The following is a 20,751-nucleotide window of genomic DNA, read 5'->3' on the forward strand; positions in this document are numbered from 1 at the left end:
AGAAAAAGATCAGGGAGATTACATTTATTATGAACGCTGTACTCGTCGCAGTAGCAGTGATGCTGCTGCTTAGTTTATTACGTGTCCAAGTCATTGTCGCAATTATCGTCGGCGCCTTAACAGGTGGACTAATTGGCGGACTAGGGATTTCAGAAACAATCCATACTTTTACAACAGGGCTTGGAAACAGTGCGCCAATCGCTTTAAGTTACGCCATGCTGGGAGGATTTGCTATTTCTCTTTCCAAAACAGGGCTTCCCGACGCTATGATTCATACTGCTCTGAACTTAGTCGGCAATGAAAAAGATACAAAAAAGCAAACTTATTCAAAAACACTCATTTTATTTATCATTTTAGCAATGGCTTGTTTTTCACAAAATGTTATACCGGTCCATATTGCTTTTATCCCTATTTTAATTCCAGCACTTTTAAAAGTACTAAATGAACTGAAAGTAGACCGTAGACTTGTTACATGTCTTATTACATTCGGATTAATTACTCCTTACATGTGGATTCCAGCTGGATTTGGGAAGATTTATCATGATGTATTACAAACAAATGCAGAGCAAAGCGGACTTACATTTGATGTAACCCTTATTCCAAAAGCAATGACAATCCCAGCAATAGGTATGATTATCGGACTATTTGTCGCTGTGTTCATTACGTATCGTAAACCACGTACCTATCAAACCGAACCAATTCACTCTTCAACTGATGAAATAGCTCCTTACACCAAAAGAAGCATTACGTTCGGATTGTTATCTATTATCGCAACATTAAGTGTACAATTAGCAACAGAATCAATGATTTTTGGTGCATTAGCAGGGATTATTGTATTGTCCATTAGCGGGAGTCTTCCGCTCAAAGAAGCTGATGCTATTTTAACAAGTGGTATGCGTATGATGTCATTTATCGGTTTCGTTATGATCTCTGCAGCTGGATTCGGAGCCGTTCTTCGAGAAACAGGGCATGTAGAGTCACTCGTTCAAACAAGCGCTGATTTAATTGGGAACAGTAAGCCACTTGCTGCATTTCTTATGCTTGTTATCGGTCTACTCGTTACGATGGGAATCGGCTCTTCTTTTTCTACCATTCCGATTTTAACAACAATTTTCGTTCCACTATGTATCCAGCTTGGCTTTAGTCCGATGGCAACGATTGCAATTATCGGTACAGCTGGTGCGTTAGGTGACGCTGGTTCTCCAGCATCTGATAGTACACTAGGACCTACTTCAGGTTTAAACGCAGATGGCAGACACCATCATATATGGGATACATGTGTTCCAACCTTTCTTCACTACAATATTCCGTTACTTATATTTGGCTTTATTGCTGCCATCACATTATAAAAAAGGTGCGTCTCACTTGGACGCACCTTTTACTTTGTCGATTCTCGTTCAATTAATAGACATTCTTCTTGCTGTACTTCTTCAAGGTTTACTTGTTTCTTTTTTATTTTCCCTACTAATTTTTGCACAGCTACTACCCCTTGCCTTTCAAAGGAACTTCCAATCGTTGTTAAAGATGGCGTAACCCATTCACCTTGTAAACTTCCTTTAAACCCAACGACTTGTAACCGCTCCGGTATACAAATGTGAAGATAACTTGCTGCACGTATGGTTGCAATGGCAACAACATCACTAGAAGCTACAATGCCATCGATGTAAGGGTGCTTTTGTAATAATTCGATAATTCTCTTTTCCTCAGGACCTTCTATCGTTTCTTCCCGGTAAGCGAGCCCTGTTTCCCAAACTCCATCTAAAAATCCAGATACATGTTCTTCCATCGTCGCATCTTCTGCCTCTTCTCCAATATAAGCGAGAAAATGACAGCCTTTTTCTTTTAGTAAAACAACTGCCTTTTTAGCACTTTCATAATATGTAGAAATTGCTTCCGCTTCATCAAGTACAACAAACGGCATAGAAACCTCATCCAGTTGTTTATATACATCGTTTGTCATAATTACACCAGCAATATTATTTTGCATTAATATATCTATGTACCCACTCTTATTTTCTATGTTACAAATGACAAGTTGATATCCCTCTTTATATGCAGCCTCTTCTACGGAACGAAGCAATGTGATATAGGATGGATCTTTTAAATTTGATACTAATATCGCAATCATTGTCGAAGATTTTTTAAATAACGCCTTTGCTACGGCATTCGGTTTATACTGTAACTCTTCAATTGCCTGTTTTACTTGTTTTAATGTATCCTCATGGACATACCCTTTTTCATTAATCACTCGTGAAACGGTTGCGACTGAAACACCGGCCAATTTTGCAACATCACGTATGGTTGCCACATCGTCACCCCTTAATATGGTAATAGCTTACAATTTAAACCTAAAACAAAGTAGATCATTCGTCAAGTTTATTATTTTATATTTCTGAAAATTGTTACAGGAAATATTCATCTTTTTCCTCTTCCATATATAAAAGTTGATTTTATATATTCACTTTTTCTAACTGAATTTCATGTAAAATCGCAATGTTATCATATCCAACAAGCGGAATTTCCTGTTTTATCTTTCTTGCTTCCTTAACCGCATCTACATATAAATTGGTCATCATAAAGCCACGTTTCTGATAGAAGCGAAGCGCATTCGTATTATCATTTGTTGTAATGAGCCACACCTTTTTACAAGATTGTTTTTCCGCTATACCAATTACATGTTCTACAAGTTTCGTTCCAAGTCCCTTTTTTTCCTCAAAGCTATCCAATGAAACAATCTCACAATCCTTTTCTTTTATTTCATATGTAACAATCCCTAATATTCTGTTATGTTCAATTGCAATAAAACCTTGTAATTGATCTAATTGGTGCGTTCTTCCACGTGAAACCATCAGTGTGCTGCCCCAATTTTTACACATAAAAAGCGTAATTGTCTCTCTCATTTCTGCTGTAATTTTTTGTATTTGAATCATGTTCCACTATCTCCCTTTTCACATCATTATGATACAATATAAGTGTATCATATGTAGAGACATTTGGAGGATGAGGTAAGGTATGAAACGTTTTTTTACAGCATTGCTAACCTTAATAGGAGCATTCATTGGTATCGGTATTTTCTTTACCAATAAAGTAATGTACTTAAAGAAAAAAGCAGAAGAAGAAATTTTAGAGCGTGAAACAAAAAAGCATTTTCGTTTAGAAGATTTTAACGCCATTCCAAAAGAAGAAATTTGTATTCCATCTCAATTTAAATATGACATTCACGGCTATTACATTTCTGCAGGCAATTCTAATAAGTTTATGATCTTTTGCCACGGTGTAACCGTAAATAAAATAAACTCTGTCAAATATGCAAATTTATTTTTAAGCAGAGGATATAACGTATTTATTTATGATCACCGCCGCCATGGTAAAACAGGTGGAAAAACAACAAGTTATGGCTATTATGAAAAACATGATTTAAAAACGGTAGTTGATTGGCTAAAAAACCGTTTTGGAACAAATATTACACTCGGTATTCATGGAGAATCGATGGGTGCTGCCACACTCCTTCAATATGCAGGAATGATAGAAGACGGTGCTGATTTTTATATTGCGGATTGCCCATTCTCTGACTTTTATGGTCAGCTACAACATCGCTTAAAAGCCGAATTCCATTTACCAAAATGGCCACTGCTCCCATTAGCGAATGCATTTTTAAAGGTAAGGGACGGTTATACAATACGGGAAGTTTCCCCCATCGATTGTGTAAAAAACATAAATAATCCAGTCCTTTTTATTCATAGTAAAGATGATGATTATATTTTATGTGACATGACAAGAGCACTTTATGAAGCGAAAGAAACGAATAAGCAACTCTTTATTGCCGAACACGGTGCACATGCTTGCTCTTATAATGAAAACAAGCAAGAATATGAAGCTGCCGTAGATCAATTTTTAAAAACATATGTGAAAGAAACAAAAAACAGGCTTGCATAAGCCTGTTTTTTCACGTTATTGCGCCAATACATCTGTAACTTGTTCCATATTTTCAGAAATCCATTTTACCGCTTCATCAAGCGTTTGAAATTCGGTCGTTTGGAAAGTAACTTCATCTTGAAGAAGCCACACATCTTTCGGTTCTTGTCCCACACCAGCAATCGACCAATGCAGTAAACTATATGGATGATTATCATTTAAAAACGATGCCCACGTGCGCTCATTTGCAACACTTTGCAGTGTACGTAATTGTTTATTCATGTTTCGTCACCTTACTATATGTCAATTATAAACGTTATTATAACATTCTCTTCTTCTACATACAAAGTACTGTTTTTTATTGTCAAGCGCTTTCTGTGGTTATATGATGAACATAAGCGTTTAGGAAGGAGGGATATTGTTGGCTAAAGTACAAATTAAAGTGAATGACAATGGCTCGTTTCGCATTACAGGGGATGTGGAACTAATCGACTCACAAGGGAATGCATTCCCAGCAAAACCTGCATTTTCTTTATGTCGCTGCGGGTTATCAAAAAATATGCCTTATTGCGATGCTTCGCATAAGGGAAAATTCGAATCTGTTGTTCGAGCACCAAAGGAAGAAGAATAAAGAAAACAGCACGCACAAATCGCTGTGCGTGCTGTTTTCTTATATTTGCCCTATATAATAGCCAAAGCATGCAAAGGAAATACCTAATATATAACTTATTATTAAATATAAGATTGCCTTTTGTCCCTCTCGCTTATGTACCAATTGAACCATTTCAAGCTTACATGTTGAAAAAGTCGTAAATGCCCCCATAAACCCTGTTCCACACAGTAATAACCACGTACTACTGAATTTAGCTCCATATAAGAAACCGAGTAAACACGACCCTAATACATTTACAAATAACGTTCCATATGGAAAGAGATTACCATACTTCTCTTTCATTACATTGCTAATAAAAAATCTAGCAATTGCACCAAAAAAACCACCGATTGCTACAAGCAAAATATTCATCTTGCTCCTTCTTTCTTCACACTTTTTTCATATAATACATTACCAAAATAAAACCCAATGAATGATAGGAATAATCCCCCAATCACACTTGTACTTACATAATAAAACGCCATAAAAAAGGCTTCATTTTGCAAAAGTTTCAATGTCTCTACACTAAATGTCGAAAACGTTGTAAATGAACCAATTATTCCCGTTCCAACACTACTAATTACCACTTGTGAAACATGTTTCATACGAAAAACATACATCGTTAAAAAGGCTAATAAAAAACTACCAATCATATTCGCTAACCATGTTGCCAGCGGAAAAACATCGACTGAAGGAGTACCAATCCATTGCCCCAATCCATACCGTACTAAAGCTCCCACGATACCACCGATTCCCACTGCAATATATTTCATATCTCCACCTCATTTATGCCTATACTGAAATCTTTCCCATATTAGTATAACAAACTTTATTCCACTCCTCATTTTCATATAATTCTTCACATTCGAATATTTTTTACTATCCTTTTTTCTTTTTTGTGCTATAATGTGAGCAAACAGCATCCTTCGGGGTCGGGTGAAATTCCCAACCGGCGGTGATGAAGTGCACACTTCTAAGTCCGTGACCCGTTTCCAAGCTTGGAAACGGTGGATCTAGTGAAATTCTAGGGCCGACAGTATAGTCTGGATGGGAGAAGGATATGTTTTCTAGTGCTTATATAGCGAATACACTTTTATTTTGGCATACACATTTTTACTGATTCGTTTTGAATCACTGTATATGTTTTATTTCATATACCTATTTCCCTATGCTGAAATAAAAAGATACGACTAGCGTATAAAAAATTGATAGTTTGCTAGGCTTTTTTCCTATGCTGAAATATCAATCATCGTTAGGTTTCTTTCCTATACTTTCGTATTCGATCTATATTTCTAGAAATCACGTCTCCCAAACCCCAAGGATATTATTATCCTTGGGGTTTTTTGATTTTTTTAGGAGAGGTGAAAAGAATGACAGACCAAGAATATATGAACATCGCCTTACAGTTAGCAGAAAGTACTTCAGGGCAAACAAGTCCCAATCCAATGGTCGGTGCTGTCGTTGTAAAAGATGGAAATATTGTTGGAATGGGAGCGCACCTGCGTGCAGGTGAAGAACATGCTGAAGTTCATGCCATTCATATGGCTGGTGATAAAGCATATGGATCTACTGTGTATGTAACATTAGAACCGTGCAGTCATTTTGGAAAAACTCCACCTTGCTGCGACCTACTCATTGAAAAAAGAGTGAAACGTGTAGTAATTGCTACACTCGATTGCAATCCGCTCGTTTCAGGTAGCGGGGCAAGACGTTTACAAGAAGCAGGTATTAGCGTAACTACCGGTGTTCTAGAAGAGGAAGCTACCACATTAAATCGATACTTTTTCCACTATATGAAAACGAAATTGCCGTTCGTCACAATAAAAACAGCAATGAGTTTAGATGGGAAAATAGCTACTTCTACCGGCGAAAGTAAATGGATTACAGGTGAGGATGCTCGCGATGATGTACATCAATATCGTCATACGCACGATGCCATCCTTGTCGGAGTGAATACTGTTATAGCTGATAATCCATCTTTAACAACACGTCTTCCAAACGGTGGCAAGCATCCCATTCGAATTATTTTAGATACACACTTACGAACACCGCTGTCTTCTCATATCATTACTGACGGGATAGCGCCAACATGGATTATTGTTGGAAAAGATGTAGATAAAGGAAAAATAACGACCTATGAATCTCAAGGGATATCCGTATTTCAAATGAAGACGAAACAAATTGAAATACGCGAGTTTCTCTCCCTTCTCGGTGAGAAACAAATTCTTTCACTCTTTGTTGAAGGAGGACAATCGGTACACGCAAGCTTTTTAGAAGCAAAGTGTTTTAATGAAATTGTCACGTATATAAGCCCAAAATTAATCGGTGGAAAAGATGCCCCAACGATGTTTGGTGGCACCGGCTTTAACAAGCTACAACATGCAATTTCTTTGCAAATTCAAGAGATGAAACAAATTGGTGATGATATAAAAATCGTCGCCACAGTGCGAAATGAGGTGCCTGCATGTTTACAGGAATTGTAGAAGAGCTTGGAACTGTTTCGAATATAAGCCAAAGCGGAGAAGCAATGAAGCTGACAATTACAGCGAATACAATCTTATCAGACGTAAAACTAGGAGACAGTATTGCTGTAAATGGAATTTGTTTAACTGTTACTTCTTTTACAGCGTCTTCGTTTACTGTTGATGCCATGCCTGAAACGATGCGAGCGACATCACTACGTATGCTCAGCACTCGTTCTAAAGTAAATCTAGAACGGGCAATGGCTGCAAGTGGGCGATTTGGTGGACATTTCGTCACAGGGCATATTGATGGAATTGGAACCATCGTAAGTAAAAAACAGCACTATAATGCGATATATTACAAAATTGAAATTCCAGATGATTTGCTCCGTTATTGTTTACACAAAGGATCCGTGGCTGTTGATGGAACAAGCTTAACGATATTTGATATAGATGAATCTTCCATTACCATTTCACTCATTCCGCACACAGTAAGCAAGTCTATTATTGGTGAAAAGGCAGCTGGAGACATCGTGAACATTGAATGTGACATGATTGGAAAATATATTGAGCGTTTTATTACAAAGCCCAAGAAACAGAGCAGTTCAGTTACAGAAAGCTTTTTACAAGAAAACGGATTTCTATAAGGGGGAAGCACGATGTTTCATCGTATTGAAGAAGCACTAGAAGATTTAAAACAAGGAAAAGTCATTATCGTATGTGATGATGAAAACCGTGAAAACGAAGGAGATTTCATCGCTTTAGCAGAGAACATTACACCAGAAACAATTAATTTTATGATTACACATGGCCGTGGACTTGTCTGCGTACCAATTACAAAGCAATACGCAGAACGCTTACAATTAGAGCCTATGGTTTCTCATAATACAGATTCTCATCATACTGCGTTTACGGTAAGTATCGATCATGTTTCTACAACAACAGGTATTAGCGCTTATGAACGCGCAACAACTATACGTGAGTTATTAAACCCCGCATCAAAAGGAACAGATTTCAATCGTCCAGGTCACATCTTTCCTTTAATTGCGAAAGAAGGTGGCGTTCTGCGTCGCGCCGGCCATACAGAAGCAGCGGTTGATTTAGCAAAATTATGTGGTGCAGAACCGGCTGGAGTTATTTGTGAAATTATAAATGAAGATGGCACAATGGCACGTGTTCCTGATTTAGTACAAATTGCAGAACAATTTGATATAAAAATGATTACGATTGAAGATTTAATTGCTTATCGTCGCCATCATGAAACACTCGTAACAAGAGAAGTTGAAATTACATTACCGACAGATTTCGGTACATTTCATGCAATCGGTTATTCCAATTCGTTAGATCAAAAAGAACATATCGCTCTCGTAAAAGGGGACATCTCTGCTGATGAACCTGTTCTCGTTCGAGTTCATTCAGAATGTTTAACTGGCGATGTGTTCGGCTCCTGCCGCTGCGATTGTGGTCCACAGCTTCATGCTGCTCTCACGCAAATTGAACGCGAAGGAAAAGGTGTTCTTCTTTATATGAGGCAGGAAGGTCGCGGCATTGGACTCCTTAATAAGCTCCGTGCATACAAGTTACAGGAGGAAGGGCTAGATACGGTTGAAGCAAATGAAAAGTTAGGATTTCCTGCCGATCTTCGCGATTACGGTATTGGTGCACAAATCTTAAAAGATCTAGGCTTACAGCAATTGCGTTTATTAACAAATAATCCAAGAAAAATTGCCGGCTTGCAAGGGTATGATTTAGAGGTGGTCGAACGCGTACCATTGCAAATGCCAACAAAAGAAGAAAACAAAGCATATTTACAAACAAAATTAGAAAAATTAGGTCACTTATTAAGTTTATAATATATAAAGGGAGAGATAAAACATGGTATTCGAAGGTCATTTAGTTGGTACAGGGTTAAAAGTTGGAGTTGTAGTTGGACGTTTTAATGAATTTATTACAAGCAAACTACTAGGCGGTGCACTAGACGGTTTAAAAAGACATGGTGTAGAAGAAAGCGACATTGATGTCGCATGGGTTCCAGGTGCATTTGAAATCCCATTAATCGCAAAAAAAATGGCGAATAGCGGTAAATACGATGCTGTCATTACACTAGGAACAGTCATTCGCGGCGCTACAACTCATTATGATTACGTTTGTAATGAAGTTGCAAAAGGTGTTGCATCTTTATCATTACAAACAGATATCCCAGTTATTTTCGGTGTATTAACAACTGAAACAATTGAACAAGCTATTGAACGTGCTGGTACGAAGGCTGGCAACAAAGGGTATGAATCAGCAGTTGCTGCAATTGAAATGGCTCATTTATCAAAGCAATGGGCATAAAAAAAAGAGGCTTCAGCCTCTTTTTTTATTTCTTCACTTTTTTCCGCACATCTTTTATCAATTCATCCATCGTTTTTCCTTCTGTTTTAATACGAAGATTTTGAGCCGTTCTCCAAACATTTTCTCGCCTTTTTTCTTCTTCTACAATATGAAGCTCTTTTCGAACCTCTTTTAATTCTTTCCCCTCTGTCTCAATTCCAAAATGCTCAGCTTTTGTGCGAAAGTGTTGTTCTATTCGTTGCTGCATTTCTTTCTGTTCAGGATTTTCAACTGCTTTCACTGGATCTGAACTAATTGCTTTTAATAAAATAAGAGTAGTCATAATGGCTAATATGTATTTGTGCATGTAAAATCCTCCAACCAAAGATAAATTACATCTTTACTTTGTACAATTACAGGTTGGAAAATTCGTCCACAACATTAATTTTTTATTCAAAAACACCGATTTGACAGCTTTAAAATGCTTTATTACATTTTCTTAACAAAAAAGAAAGCTCCAAAAAGAGCTTTCTTTTTTATCTTTATAGTGCACATTCCTCAATCTCAAATCCTAAATCTTCAATCATATTCCAGTCAGCTGTTGGCTCTTGTCCTTCTGTTGTTAAATAGTCACCAACAAAGATCGAATTTGCTGCAAATAAACCAAGTGGTTGTACAGAACGCAAGTTAATTTCACGACCACCAGAAATTCGAATTTCTTTTGATGGATTCACGAAGCGCATCATTGCGAGAGTTTTTAAACATTCTACTGGTGTTAATTCTTTCTGTCCTTCAAGTGGTGTTCCTTTTACAGCAACAAGGAAGTTACATGGAATAGAATCCGCATCTATACGTTGTAATTCAAGCGCAATTTCAACGCGCTGCTCTTTCGTTTCTCCCATTCCGAAGATTGCACCAGAACAAGGAGAAATTCCTGCTTGTTTTGCTTTTTCTACTGTATCTACGCGATCATCATACGTATGTGTTGAACAAATGCTATCGTAATTATTTGCATGTGTATTTAAGTTATGGTTATAACGATGAACACCTGCTTCTGCTAATCGTCCTGCTTGATCTTCATTTAAAAACCCTAAGCAGCAACAAATTTTTAAATCTGTTGTTTCTCGAATTTCTTTTACTGCACCAATGACATGATTTACTTCTTTATTCGTTGGACGGCGACCAGATGCAACAATGCAATATGTACCAGCTTTACGGCGAATCGCCTCATGAGCTCCCTCTACAATCTTTTCTTGTGTTAACCATGCATACTTATCGATTGGCGCTTCTGAAACGATAGACTGCGAACAATACCCACAATCTTCTGGGCATAATCCAGATTTTGTATTAATAATCATATTTAATTTTACTTTTTTACCGAAATGATGGTGGCGAATAATATAAGCTGCATTCATAATTTCTAATACTTCTTTGTCATCTGCTTCTAAAATAGCTAACGCTTCTTCTTTCGTTATACTTCTACCCTCTACTACTTCAGATGCAATTTGCTTCCAATCTACTTTTGTTTGTACTTGTTTCATTTCTTCTCTTCCCCTCTTTTTCAATATACGCAAATAAAGCATGGTACGTTGTTACAATTTGCCCTTCTTCCGTGAAATCTCTTTCGTATATGCGAAGCATCGTTCGAAAGATAGAAGGACTTTGACAATAAGATTCTGCATTACTATTCGTTGCTCCCACTTTCCGAATGGATTGTAGAAACTCCCGAACTGTAGCAAACTTCTCTATGTAACATGTTTCAGAAACATGAACATCCCCTGTTATACTTTCACATACATCTTTAAGCTGTTCTCTCGTTACAAAACGTTGTCCAACAGATGAACTACTTTGTATATTTTTTTCTTCTTTAGCATTTTGAAATGCTGTATGAAGTTCTTGAAACGTTTGATCTCCAAATGTTGAAAATAACAACAAACCACCTTCAAACAAATAACGATATAAACTTTTCACCGTTGTTTGTAAATCGTTTAACCACTGAAATGTGGCGCTCGAGATAATGACATCAAATGACTCACTTAATGTAAGGTGTTCGATATCTTCACACCGAAATGTTACAGATTCAACGTGATTTCTCGTTTTCGCAACAGCAATCATACTCTCAGCAAAATCAATTGCTATAATTTCTGCATTTGGAAAAGAAACAGCTAATTGTTCAGTCAAATAGCCTGTGCCACATCCGAGTTCTAAAATACGGATGGACGACATCTTGTGGTAGTGTTTTTTCATTATAGAAAGCAATTGTTGCGCCATCTTCTTTTGTACACTTGCATATTGATCATAGGATACAGCTGCCCCATTAAATCGTTTTTGTAATAACGTTTTGTTGATCATTTTGTATCCCCTCTACAAACCGAATTATTTCATTTGCGCAATATTCAAAATCCGTTACACAAAGTGCATGCCCCGCTCCATTTCTTACTTTAAGCGTCCCAATCGTATTTTCTTGTATGTAGCGAGCAGCAGATAGTGGGCATATCGTATCCTGTTCTCCATGAAGCAGTAATATTGGCGTCTTTACATCCTGTAACTGACTTCTCATATCCATCTCTATTAAATAATCAAGTCCTAGCTGTAAAGATTCGATAGAATCACCTTGAAAGCGCGCTACAATACCTTCAAATTGTTCACTTTCTTTTAACTCTTGTTTTGTAAACATACTTTTATAAAAGCGCTCCAATGTATCATCCTTTCGTTTCACCAAACTTCTTTTCATCCGTTCGACAAAAGGACTTTTCCATCCACTTTCATAATTTTCATCCACTGTAAACTTTGCCGTACTACCTATTAAAACCATTCCTTTTGTCCGCACTCTGTCACATACTTGAAGAGCAGCTAATGCCCCAAGTGACCATCCTATTAAAACGACCTCTTTCCCTTTTGCCGCTTCTTCGATACGTTTGGCAAAATCGGTAATCTCTTTCACATCACGCCATTCAACATGACGGACAGAATATTCTTGAAAATAAGGGAGTAACGGATCCCATACTTGCTTTTCCATCCCCCATCCAGGAATAAAAATAAGCTCGGGCTTTTTCATTTCAGTACCCCCTCTTCTCTACCAATTCGAATAATCTGCCTAATAGCCCATTGTAAGTTAACTATTGTGTGTTCAGACGTAACTGCAAATCGAATCCGTGAACTATTATGCGGAACAGTTGGTGGCCTGATAGCAATTGCAGCAATTCCTACTTCTTGTAATTTTTCGCTAAAACGCATCACAGCTTCATTTGATGGAACAATGACCGGAACAATATGAGTAGAACTATCACCAATATTAAAGCCAGCTTCTTCTAAAGCATTGCGGAAATACGCTCCATTTTGTAAAAGCCGCTGCCGTCTCTCTTCATCTTCCTTAACAATTTCAATTGCACATTTCATTGCACCGAGCATTCCTGGTGGTAATGCTGTTGTGAAAATAAAGCTTCTCATCGTGTTTTTCATATAATCCATGCAAATTGCATCACCAGCTAAATAGGCTCCATAACATCCTAATGCCTTACTAAATGTTCCCATATGAATGTCAATTTTCTGAGAAAGCCCTTGTTCAATGTGAGCCAATCCAGCACCATGTCTTCCGTATATTCCACCTGCATGAGCCTCATCTACCATGAGAAGTGCTCCATACTTTTCTTTGAGCAGAACCAACTTTTTTAGATGAGCAACATCTCCATCCATACTAAAAACCGTATCTGTTACAATTAACTTTCGCTTGGCAGAAGGTACCGTTCGCAATAATGTTTCCAAATGCTCCAAATCATTATGGCGGTATCTTTTATGTTCTGCACCGCTAAGCATAATTCCATCAACGATACTCGCATGATTTAACTTATCGCTAAAAACAATATCATGGCGTCCTACTAACGAGGAGATTGCTCCTATATTCGCTGAATAGCCGCTGTTCACAATGATTGCTTTTTCAGTTTCTTTCCAATCACAAACTCTTTGTTCTACCTCTTCATATAATGAATAATTTCCTACCACAAGCCTCGATGCAGTCGCTCCTACTCCGTGTGCCCTTGTCGCTGCGATTGATGCTTCTTTTAACCGCCTATCTCCTGCTAAACCAAGATAGTTATTCGAAGCTAAATTCAACATGCGCTGGCCATTTCTCATGAGCCACGGCGCGTCAGCTTGATCAGTCACAACTACATGACGATATTGCGATTTTTCTTTCAAACGATTTAGGCTAGAGCGAAAGTGTTGATTCCACGTTTGATCCATGTTTGACAAACTCCTCTAAATGTAAAATCGAAATATTCTCTTCGGCTACTCTTAATAGTTCATCACGTGTAAACCCTTCACAAAGTTCTGGTAGTAAACCTAAAACTGGCACACCACTTAACTCCTCAATCATTTCTTTATTTTCTTGCACACGTTCTTTCTCACATTCTTTACAGCCAGAGAAAATAACTCCAGCAACTGCTAGTCCATGTGCTTTCGCATACGAAATCGTCAAAATTGTATGATTCACAGTCCCCAATGTCGGACGTGCCACAATAATAAGTGGTAGTTTTAATTCCTTTGCAAAATCCAGCACTAATGCATCTTTCGTATATGGAACAGCGAGCCCACCTGCTCCTTCTACAAACAAACTATTAAACTCTTTCATTAACTCATGATAATGGGCAGTAATTTGTTCTAATGTCACACTTCTTCCTGCTCGTTGCATCGCCAATCTTGGCGCAAGAGGCTCTTCAATAGAATAAGGACAAATTCGATTCGTCTCTGTTGTTACTCCTGATGCGACTTTCAATCTAGCTGCATCACCTTCTGGATTCGAATCGACATGGCCACTTTGTAATGGTTTATATACACCTATGTTATGTCCACGCTTTCTAAGCACTCCTGCTAATGCACCTGTAACAACTGTTTTTCCAACTTCCGTATCAGTTGCTGTTATAAAAAAGCCGCTCATTCTTCTCCCTCCGTAACATCTGCAATTGCTTGATATAAAATGCGTAGCATTTCATCGATTTCTTCTAGCTGAGATGCTAACGGTGGCATAAATACAATCGTATTTCCAAGCGGACGTAAAATCATACCTAGTTCCCTTGAACGCTTACATACTTCCACACCTACTCGTTCCGTCCATTCAAAAGGCTCTTTCGTTTCTTTATTTTTCACAAGTTCAATTCCTACCATTAACCCACACTGACGAATATCTCCAACATGTTTATACTCATACAGTGCTTTCAATTGCTCTCCCACATATTTCGATTTATATGCAACATCATTTACTAAATTTGTTTTCTCATAAAGCTCTAGATTAGCAATTGCAACAGCACATCCTAATGGATTACCCGTATAACTATGACCGTGGAAAAATGTTTTCTGCTCTTCATAGTCGCCTAAAAAAGCATTATAAATTTCATCTGTCGTAACAGTAATCGCCAGAGGTAAATATCCACCTGTTAAACCTTTTCCAGCTGTTAAAATGTCTGGTGTAATATTTTCATGTTCACAAGCAAACATTTTTCCGGTGCGTCCAAACCCTGTCGCTACTTCATCTGTAATAAATAAAACATTATATGTTGTACAAAGGTCCCGAAGACCTTTTAAGTATCCTTTCGGCATTGTAATCATACCGCCTGCACCTTGCATTAACGGTTCTACAATAATCGCTGCAACTTCTTCATGTTTCTCTTTTAATAACTCTTCCATTTCTTCCAAATGCTTTTGAACAATTTTCTCTTTGTCATCACCATAAGGAGAACGATATGTATATGGATAAGGCATTTTTATCGCATCAAATAAGAGCGAACTATACACTTGGTGAAACAAGTCAATCGCTCCTACTGAAACAGCACCAATCGTATCTCCATGATACGCTTCTTTTAATGTAATAAATTTTTGTTTTTTAGGTTTTCCTTTATGCTGCCAATATTGAAAAGCCATTTTTATCGCAATTTCAACAGCTGTAGAGCCAGAATCTGAATAAAATACTTTTTTCAAACCTTCCGGAACAACTTCAATAATCTTTTCTGCAAGTAAAATAGATGGTACATTAGCAAGGCCTAACATAGTAGAATGTGCAACTTTATTTAATTGTTCACGAATTGCATCGTCTAGTTCTGGTACATGGTGTCCATGAACATTCAGCCAAATGGATGACACACCATCCCAATAACCATTTCCATTTACATCATATAATTTACGTCCTTCTCCTCGCTCAATAATTACGGGATCTTCTGATATATAATCTTTCATTTGTGTAAATGGATGCCATACATACGATTTATTTTTTTCTGCTAATTCTTCATATGTATAAGCTGCTGTTTTACTTGTATTACGACTAACAGTCACAATTGTCACCCCTAATGTTAACTTTTATATAAATATAGTTAACATTAAAATTAAAATACTGTCAATTATTTTCGCATACGTTTGTTCTTAAAAAAGAACGACTTATCATAAGATAAGTCGCTTCATCTTCCATGTTGAATCTTTCCGATTTCTAAAATAATCTCTTCATCTTTTTTACCTTCCGTATCAATTCCCAATTTCTTTGCATGTTCTATTAATAATTCATGTCTCTTTTCAAATCTAGCTTTATCCAAATCTTTTCTAATCTCTTGTTCTGTTTTCCCATCAAGAGAAACTCCTAATTTATCAGCCGTTTTCTCTCTATTTTTTTCCTCTTTCACTTTCTCTAATTCTTTCTTTTCTACTTTTTGCACACTCTGTTGTTGTACTTGAAACGGCGATGCTGCAAATGCTGTATAAATGCCAGCACCACCACCTAAAATAAGCAAGGTTGTAACAAGAAATATTTTTTTCTTCATTCACTTCCCTCCTCTCTCTTTTCATTATAACGCACAAATAAAGAATACAAAAAACATTCTCCCATTATTTTCTTTTTAAAAAATAATCAACATATATATTGACATAGGAACTACATTTATGATAAAAATTTAACTAACATCATATGAATCGGCAATGATAGGATTTAGTAGTATTTCGTTTCTTGCTTTCAGAGAGCTGGTGGTCGGTGCGAACCAGTACAGAACGACTTATGAATTACCCCCTGGAGCTTCTTTTACGAAACATTTGGATTAGTAAAAGACGGTTATGGACCGTTATTTCTACAGAGTGGTGAAATGAAACTGTTTCACAATTTAGGGTGGTACCGCGATTTTTTCGTCCCTGCATATATTGCAGGGGCTTTTTTATTTTTCGTTGGTGCATATGATACGACCCTTTATTTTGTGCTACGTTCATTTCACAAGCTAGGGTGGTACCGCGATTTTTTCGTCCCTGCATATTTATATGCAGGGACGTTTTTTTATGATGTTAAACAATTACCGGTAATTTGTCACAAAATTCTAAATTTTAGAAGGAAATACACAATATTGGCGAATTTTATATAAAAAAGAACTATTTTAGATTATTAGGAGGGGCAAACAATGGTTTCAAAAATCGAATCTATTCTTTTAACATTTTTCATCTTTTTCTGCATTGGCTTTAGTGTTATTCAATTAGGAGCATCACCACATATTCCAATTCTATTTGGCATTATTGTATTATTATCATTTGGTTTTATTAAAAAGATCTCTTGGTCTACTATGGAAAAAGGAATGATAAGTAGTATATCAGCTGGCATTCCATCCATTTTCATTTTCTTACTTGTTGGTGTATTAATTAGTGTTTGGATTGCAGCTGGAACGATTCCAACATTAATGGTATATGGCTTCCAACTTGTATCACCAAAGGTTTTTATTCCAACAGTATTTGTTGTTTGTGCCATTGTTGGAACGAGTATTGGTAGTGCTTTTACAACAGCGGCAACAGTAGGACTTGCCTTTATGGGAATGGGAACTGCTCTTGGGTACGATCCTGCGCTTATTGCTGGGGCAATTATTTCTGGAGCTTTCTTCGGAGATAAAATGTCTCCTTTATCTGATACAACGAACTTAGCACCTGCTGTAACAGGGGTGGATTTATTTGAACATATTCGTAACATGCTTTGGACAACAATTCCTGCTTTCATTATTGCCTTTATTGCATTTTTCATTTTAGGAAGCGGATCTACAGGCGATGTTGATTTCACTACTTTTACAAATACATTAGAAAAGAATGCAACAATCTCGCTTGTTACCCTAATTCCAATTGTATTATTGTTCTTATTTGCTTTTAAAAAGGTACCAGCTGTTCCAACGTTACTTGCTGGTATTGTAGCTGGCATTATCATCCTCTTTATTTTCAAGCCAAGTACTTCACTTGCTGATTTAATGAAAATTATGCAAGATGGTTATGTTTCTAAGACAGGAATAAAAGATATTGATAGTTTACTATCACGCGGTGGCTTGCAAAGTATGATGATGTCGATTGCACTTATTTTCCTTGCTCTTTGTATGGGTGGGTTACTACAAGGAATGGGCATTATCTCGCAACTTATGAACATCATTTCTAACTTTGTTAAAACAAGTACACGTTTAATTATTTCTACTGCATCAACAGCAATTGGCGTTAACTTCTTGCTAGGTGAGCAGTACTTATCTATCGTATTAACAGGACAAGCATTCGCCAAAAAATACGATGAAGTTGGCTTAAAGCGTCGCAATTTATCACGCGTACTAGAAGATGCTGGTACAGTTATTAATCCACTTGTACCATGGGGCGTAAGTGGCGTCTTCTTATCGAACGTATTAAGCGTTCCAACAATCGATTATGTTCCATACGCTTTCTTCTGCTTAGCTTGTCCAATCGTTACAGTTATCGTTGGATTCACAGGATTTGGGCTTTCATGGAAAAAGGAAAAACCTGTTTCAGCTTCTTAAATTCACGATAGAAAAAAGAGGATTACCAGAATCGGTAATCCTCTTTCACTTTATCCCGCTATTTGCGGGCAGTGATACTTCCACTTCAAAATTCAGCAGGAGCAATGTCCAGCTCTAGCGGCTAAAATCTCCAGCCATTTCCGCTCTTCTAAAGAAAGTAGGTGGGAGATAAAGAAAACCCCACTGATTAAAGTTTCACTTTATTGCTTTGCTTTTTTTCTTCTAAAGAGCATGAAAATACCAGCTCCAATAAACGCAAGACCCGCCCCAATTGTTGAGAAGACATTTGCTCCCGTTTTTGGTAAATCACGATCATCATTATTTGTTTCTTTATCCTCACTTACGTTGGTAGGTGATGTTGGTTTGTCTCCACCGTTTCCTTCATCTGTTGTTGGTGGTGTTGGTTTATTCCCACCGTTTTCTTCACCTGTCGGCGGTGTCGTTGGTTTATCCCCATCGTTCCCTTCACCTGTCGGCGGTGTCGTTGGTTTATCCCCATCATTCCCTTCACCTGTCGGCGGTGTCGTTGGTTTATCCCCATCATTTCCTTCACCTGTCGGCGGTGTCGTTGGTTTATCCCCATCGTTCTTTTTCGTTAAATCAATCGCATACTTCGCAAACTCATTTTCAGATGGCCCCACATAAGAGATTTTCGCATCTTTTGCAATGTATTTTTGTGCATTTGGCGATGAATCGAATGTAGTATTTAATTTCTCAGCAGTAATTGGCTTAAATGCCCAGTTTTGATCTGCTGCTGGATTAATAACAGGTGTTTCTTTCATATATTTCGCAATGATTTGACGCGTTTCATCTTGAGATTGATATACTACTTCCCCTTTACTTACACCAGGGAATGTTTGACTGCTACCACGATAGTTATTTGTAGCAACAATAAACTCTTGATTATCAGCTATCGGTTTTCCATCATATGTTATATTCACAATACGATTTGCATTTTGGTTTACTATTTTCCCATCTTTGTCATACTTTGCTGGTTGTGTAACATCAATTTCGTATTTTACACCATCTAAAATATCAAAGTTGTATGTAGGATAGTTTACATTTACTAACGACTGTTCCTCTGCCTTCGCTGGATCAATTTGGTTGAACTGACCTGCTGACATTTCAAGCCACTCTTTTACTTGCGCACCATTTACTTTTACAGCATACAATGTATTCGGATACACATATAAGTCTGCAACATTTTTAATCGCTAACGTTCCTGCTGGAATATCAGTATAATAAGTTGCCCCATTTCGTCCACCTGCTTTAAAAGGCGCACCTGCTGATAAGACTGGAATTCCTTTATATTTACTGTACTGTCCATTTTCTGCAAATAGTTTCTCTACATACCATTTTTGCGCATTGGTAACTAACTGCACAGATGGATCATCTTGTACAAGTGAAAAATAACTGTTAATTGGTGCTGTCGTTTTACCAACAGGAGTATTTACATATTTAATTGTAGCTTCATGATCATCTTTAATTTCATTAACTAATTTTTGATCAGGTTCCACTAATGCAGTTCCTTTACTATCAGAAATCGGGCGAACACTTGGAACCGATTTATCTTTTTGGACTTCCCACTTGCCGTTTACCTTTTTCAGTTCCATATCAATGATACCTAGATTACTTCCGAAAACACCAGGCATGACAACGGGAACACCGTCAAACTTGTCCGTTATTACCGTATGCGAGTGTCCCATTAACACTGCATCAACACCGGGCACTTTTGTTGCTAAATAATAGGATGCATTCTCCATGCCAGCATTATAGCCACTTTGATCAACACCAGAGTGGGCTAATGCAACAATAATATCTGCACCTTTAGCTTGCATTTCTGGAACTAATTTCTCTGCCGTTTGTACAATGTCTTTCGCTTTTACTTTCCCTTCTAAATTCGCTTTATCCCAGCCCATAATTTGTGGTGGTACAAAACCCATTACCCCGATTTTTACTGTTTGTGAGTTACCAGCTTCATCTGTTACTACTTTGTCAAAAATATGATACTTTTCAAATGCATTTTTATCGTTCTCTTCATCATTATCATGATCGTCTATAAAAACATTTGAATTAATAACTGGGAACTGAGTTTTACTAATTGCCTTATTTAAGTAATCCAAACCATAGTTAAACTCATGGTTCCCAAGAGAAATGACGTCATACTTCATTAAATTCATTAAACGGTATAAAGGGTGAACGTAGTCTCCATCCAAACCTTTTTGCGCCACATAATCCCCAAGCGGCGTCCCTTGTATCGCATCCCCATCATCAAATAGCACAGAGTTCTTTGCTTCTTCACGTGCTTTGTTAACAAGCGTCGCAGTTTGAACTAGACCGACTTTATTATCCGTTTTCGTTTGATAATAGTCGTAGTTCATTAAGTTAACATGAATATCAGAAGTTTCTAAGATTCGTAATTTAACTGTACTCTCCCCTGCTTGTCCCTCTGCATGTGCAGTTGTTGGCAGCACTTGCGGAGCCATAACGCCTAACGCAAGCGTCGCTCCTGCTAACACTTTTTTCGACTTCTTCACAAAAAATCCCCCTTATAAAATTGTCCCTTCAAAAATAAATCAAATGAGTTCCCCATCAAACTCTAATAAGA

General features: G+C 37.4%; 22 protein-coding genes, 1 riboswitch and 1 other annotated feature. Of the genes, 8 read left to right on the forward strand and 14 right to left on the reverse strand.

Translation table 11 applies throughout. The features are described 5' to 3' along the window. Nucleotides 1-29: 29 nt before the first annotated feature. On the forward strand, nucleotides 30-1,349 hold the full coding sequence (locus CN373_RS05325) for a Na+/H+ antiporter family protein (protein WP_000994833.1): 1,320 nt from the start codon (nucleotides 30-32) through the stop codon (nucleotides 1,347-1,349). A 29-nt stretch (nucleotides 1,350-1,378) separates the two neighbouring features. Here the strand turns inward: CN373_RS05325 and CN373_RS05330 are convergent, their stop codons facing one another. Together CN373_RS05330 and CN373_RS05335 are read right to left on the reverse strand one after the other, a co-directional pair. After that, nucleotides 1,379-2,308 (reverse strand): LacI family DNA-binding transcriptional regulator, encoded by a 930-nt coding sequence (locus tag CN373_RS05330; protein ID WP_000201334.1) that lies wholly within the window; start codon nucleotides 2,306-2,308, stop codon nucleotides 1,379-1,381. Between the two features lie 142 nt (nucleotides 2,309-2,450). After that, entirely contained in the window at nucleotides 2,451-2,930 is a 480-nt protein-coding gene (locus CN373_RS05335) for a GNAT family N-acetyltransferase (protein ID WP_000614761.1), read from the reverse strand. 82 nt (nucleotides 2,931-3,012) lie between these two features. On the opposite strand from CN373_RS05335, the gene CN373_RS05340 reads away from it, so the two are divergent. Then, entirely contained in the window at nucleotides 3,013-3,936 is a 924-nt protein-coding gene (locus CN373_RS05340) for an alpha/beta hydrolase (RefSeq protein ID WP_098358907.1), read from the forward strand. Between the two features lie 15 nt (nucleotides 3,937-3,951). Here the strand turns inward: CN373_RS05340 and CN373_RS05345 are convergent, their stop codons facing one another. Then, the gene (locus CN373_RS05345) at nucleotides 3,952-4,197 is read right to left on the reverse strand and encodes a DUF2552 family protein (protein ID WP_001041466.1); all 246 of its coding nucleotides are present in this window, start codon (nucleotides 4,195-4,197) and stop codon (nucleotides 3,952-3,954) included. Between the two features lie 133 nt (nucleotides 4,198-4,330). On the opposite strand from CN373_RS05345, the gene CN373_RS05350 reads away from it, so the two are divergent. After that, entirely contained in the window at nucleotides 4,331-4,546 is a 216-nt protein-coding gene (locus CN373_RS05350) for a CDGSH iron-sulfur domain-containing protein (protein WP_232297307.1), read from the forward strand. Between the two features lie 39 nt (nucleotides 4,547-4,585). Here the strand turns inward: CN373_RS05350 and crcB (CN373_RS05355) are convergent, their stop codons facing one another. Next, nucleotides 4,586-4,939 carry a fluoride efflux transporter CrcB gene (crcB, locus tag CN373_RS05355; RefSeq protein ID WP_001023728.1) on the reverse strand — a complete coding sequence of 118 codons (354 nt, stop codon included), beginning with the start codon at nucleotides 4,937-4,939 and terminating at the stop codon, nucleotides 4,586-4,588. Then, nucleotides 4,936-5,340 (reverse strand): fluoride efflux transporter CrcB, encoded by a 405-nt coding sequence (crcB, locus tag CN373_RS05360; protein ID WP_000873816.1) that lies wholly within the window; start codon nucleotides 5,338-5,340, stop codon nucleotides 4,936-4,938. The genes crcB (CN373_RS05355) and crcB (CN373_RS05360) overlap by 4 nt, the downstream gene beginning before the upstream one ends. Nucleotides 5,341-5,485: 145 nt before the next feature. Continuing rightward, a riboswitch (FMN riboswitch) is annotated at nucleotides 5,486-5,630 on the forward strand. A gap of 307 nt (nucleotides 5,631-5,937) precedes the next feature. On the opposite strand from crcB (CN373_RS05360), the gene ribD reads away from it, so the two are divergent. Genes ribD through ribH form a run of 4 tightly spaced genes read left to right on the forward strand, consistent with a single transcriptional unit; the run spans nucleotide 5,938 to nucleotide 9,366 of the window. Next, nucleotides 5,938-7,050 carry a bifunctional diaminohydroxyphosphoribosylaminopyrimidine deaminase/5-amino-6-(5-phosphoribosylamino)uracil reductase RibD gene (gene ribD, locus CN373_RS05365; RefSeq protein WP_000131953.1) on the forward strand — a complete coding sequence of 371 codons (1,113 nt, stop codon included), beginning with the start codon at nucleotides 5,938-5,940 and terminating at the stop codon, nucleotides 7,048-7,050. Continuing rightward, nucleotides 7,032-7,676 carry a riboflavin synthase gene (gene ribE, locus CN373_RS05370; RefSeq protein ID WP_098358908.1) on the forward strand — a complete coding sequence of 215 codons (645 nt, stop codon included), beginning with the start codon at nucleotides 7,032-7,034 and terminating at the stop codon, nucleotides 7,674-7,676. The genes ribD and ribE overlap by 19 nt, the downstream gene beginning before the upstream one ends. A 12-nt stretch (nucleotides 7,677-7,688) precedes the next feature. Continuing rightward, on the forward strand, nucleotides 7,689-8,882 hold the full coding sequence (locus CN373_RS05375; protein ID WP_000468977.1) for a bifunctional 3,4-dihydroxy-2-butanone-4-phosphate synthase/GTP cyclohydrolase II: 1,194 nt from the start codon (nucleotides 7,689-7,691) through the stop codon (nucleotides 8,880-8,882). 22 nt (nucleotides 8,883-8,904) lie between these two features. Further along, nucleotides 8,905-9,366: a 6,7-dimethyl-8-ribityllumazine synthase gene (gene ribH / locus CN373_RS05380; RefSeq protein WP_000230898.1), complete on the forward strand. Its 462-nt coding sequence runs from the start codon at nucleotides 8,905-8,907 to the stop codon at nucleotides 9,364-9,366. Nucleotides 9,367-9,391: 25 nt separating this feature from the next. Here the strand turns inward: ribH and CN373_RS05385 are convergent, their stop codons facing one another. The 8 genes from CN373_RS05385 to CN373_RS05420 all read right to left on the reverse strand — a co-directional run bounded on the left by CN373_RS05385 (nucleotide 9,392) and on the right by CN373_RS05420 (nucleotide 16,148). Further along, nucleotides 9,392-9,712, reverse strand: coding sequence for a hypothetical protein (locus CN373_RS05385; protein WP_000549789.1), 321 nt, complete (start codon nucleotides 9,710-9,712; stop codon nucleotides 9,392-9,394). 175 nt (nucleotides 9,713-9,887) lie between these two features. Further along, nucleotides 9,888-10,886, reverse strand: coding sequence for a biotin synthase BioB (gene bioB, locus CN373_RS05390; protein ID WP_000815870.1), 999 nt, complete (start codon nucleotides 10,884-10,886; stop codon nucleotides 9,888-9,890). After that, a complete protein-coding gene (bioC, locus tag CN373_RS05395; RefSeq protein WP_098358909.1) occupies nucleotides 10,840-11,697 on the reverse strand; it encodes a malonyl-ACP O-methyltransferase BioC in 858 nt (285 codons plus the stop codon). Before bioC ends, bioB begins: the two co-directional genes overlap by 47 nt. Further along, nucleotides 11,663-12,403, reverse strand: a complete 741-nt coding sequence (locus CN373_RS05400) for an alpha/beta fold hydrolase (protein WP_000742768.1) — start codon at nucleotides 12,401-12,403, stop codon at nucleotides 11,663-11,665. The genes bioC and CN373_RS05400 overlap by 35 nt, the downstream gene beginning before the upstream one ends. After that, nucleotides 12,400-13,587 (reverse strand): 8-amino-7-oxononanoate synthase, encoded by a 1,188-nt coding sequence (bioF, locus tag CN373_RS05405; RefSeq protein ID WP_098358910.1) that lies wholly within the window; start codon nucleotides 13,585-13,587, stop codon nucleotides 12,400-12,402. The genes CN373_RS05400 and bioF overlap by 4 nt, the downstream gene beginning before the upstream one ends. Beyond that, nucleotides 13,553-14,281, reverse strand: a complete 729-nt coding sequence (bioD, locus tag CN373_RS05410) for a dethiobiotin synthase (RefSeq protein ID WP_098358911.1) — start codon at nucleotides 14,279-14,281, stop codon at nucleotides 13,553-13,555. Before bioD ends, bioF begins: the two co-directional genes overlap by 35 nt. Further along, nucleotides 14,278-15,678, reverse strand: a complete 1,401-nt coding sequence (gene bioA / locus CN373_RS05415) for an adenosylmethionine--8-amino-7-oxononanoate transaminase (protein WP_002057624.1) — start codon at nucleotides 15,676-15,678, stop codon at nucleotides 14,278-14,280. The genes bioD and bioA overlap by 4 nt, the downstream gene beginning before the upstream one ends. A gap of 113 nt (nucleotides 15,679-15,791) precedes the next feature. Beyond that, entirely contained in the window at nucleotides 15,792-16,148 is a 357-nt protein-coding gene (locus CN373_RS05420) for a hypothetical protein (RefSeq protein ID WP_000726749.1), read from the reverse strand. 145 nt (nucleotides 16,149-16,293) lie between these two features. Then, nucleotides 16,294-16,514 (forward strand) — a binding site (T-box leader). A 255-nt stretch (nucleotides 16,515-16,769) separates the two neighbouring features. On the opposite strand from CN373_RS05420, the gene nhaC reads away from it, so the two are divergent. Next, the gene (gene nhaC / locus CN373_RS05430; RefSeq protein WP_000253713.1) at nucleotides 16,770-18,143 is read left to right on the forward strand and encodes a Na+/H+ antiporter NhaC; all 1,374 of its coding nucleotides are present in this window, start codon (nucleotides 16,770-16,772) and stop codon (nucleotides 18,141-18,143) included. Between the two features lie 200 nt (nucleotides 18,144-18,343). Here the strand turns inward: nhaC and cpdB are convergent, their stop codons facing one another. Continuing rightward, on the reverse strand, nucleotides 18,344-20,680 hold the full coding sequence (gene cpdB / locus CN373_RS05435; protein WP_098358912.1) for a bifunctional 2',3'-cyclic-nucleotide 2'-phosphodiesterase/3'-nucleotidase: 2,337 nt from the start codon (nucleotides 20,678-20,680) through the stop codon (nucleotides 18,344-18,346). Nucleotides 20,681-20,751 lie beyond the last annotated feature (71 nt).

The organism is Bacillus cereus (assembly GCF_002561295.1).
Taxonomy (GTDB): Bacteria; Bacillota; Bacilli; order Bacillales; family Bacillaceae_G; genus Bacillus_A; species Bacillus_A cereus_S.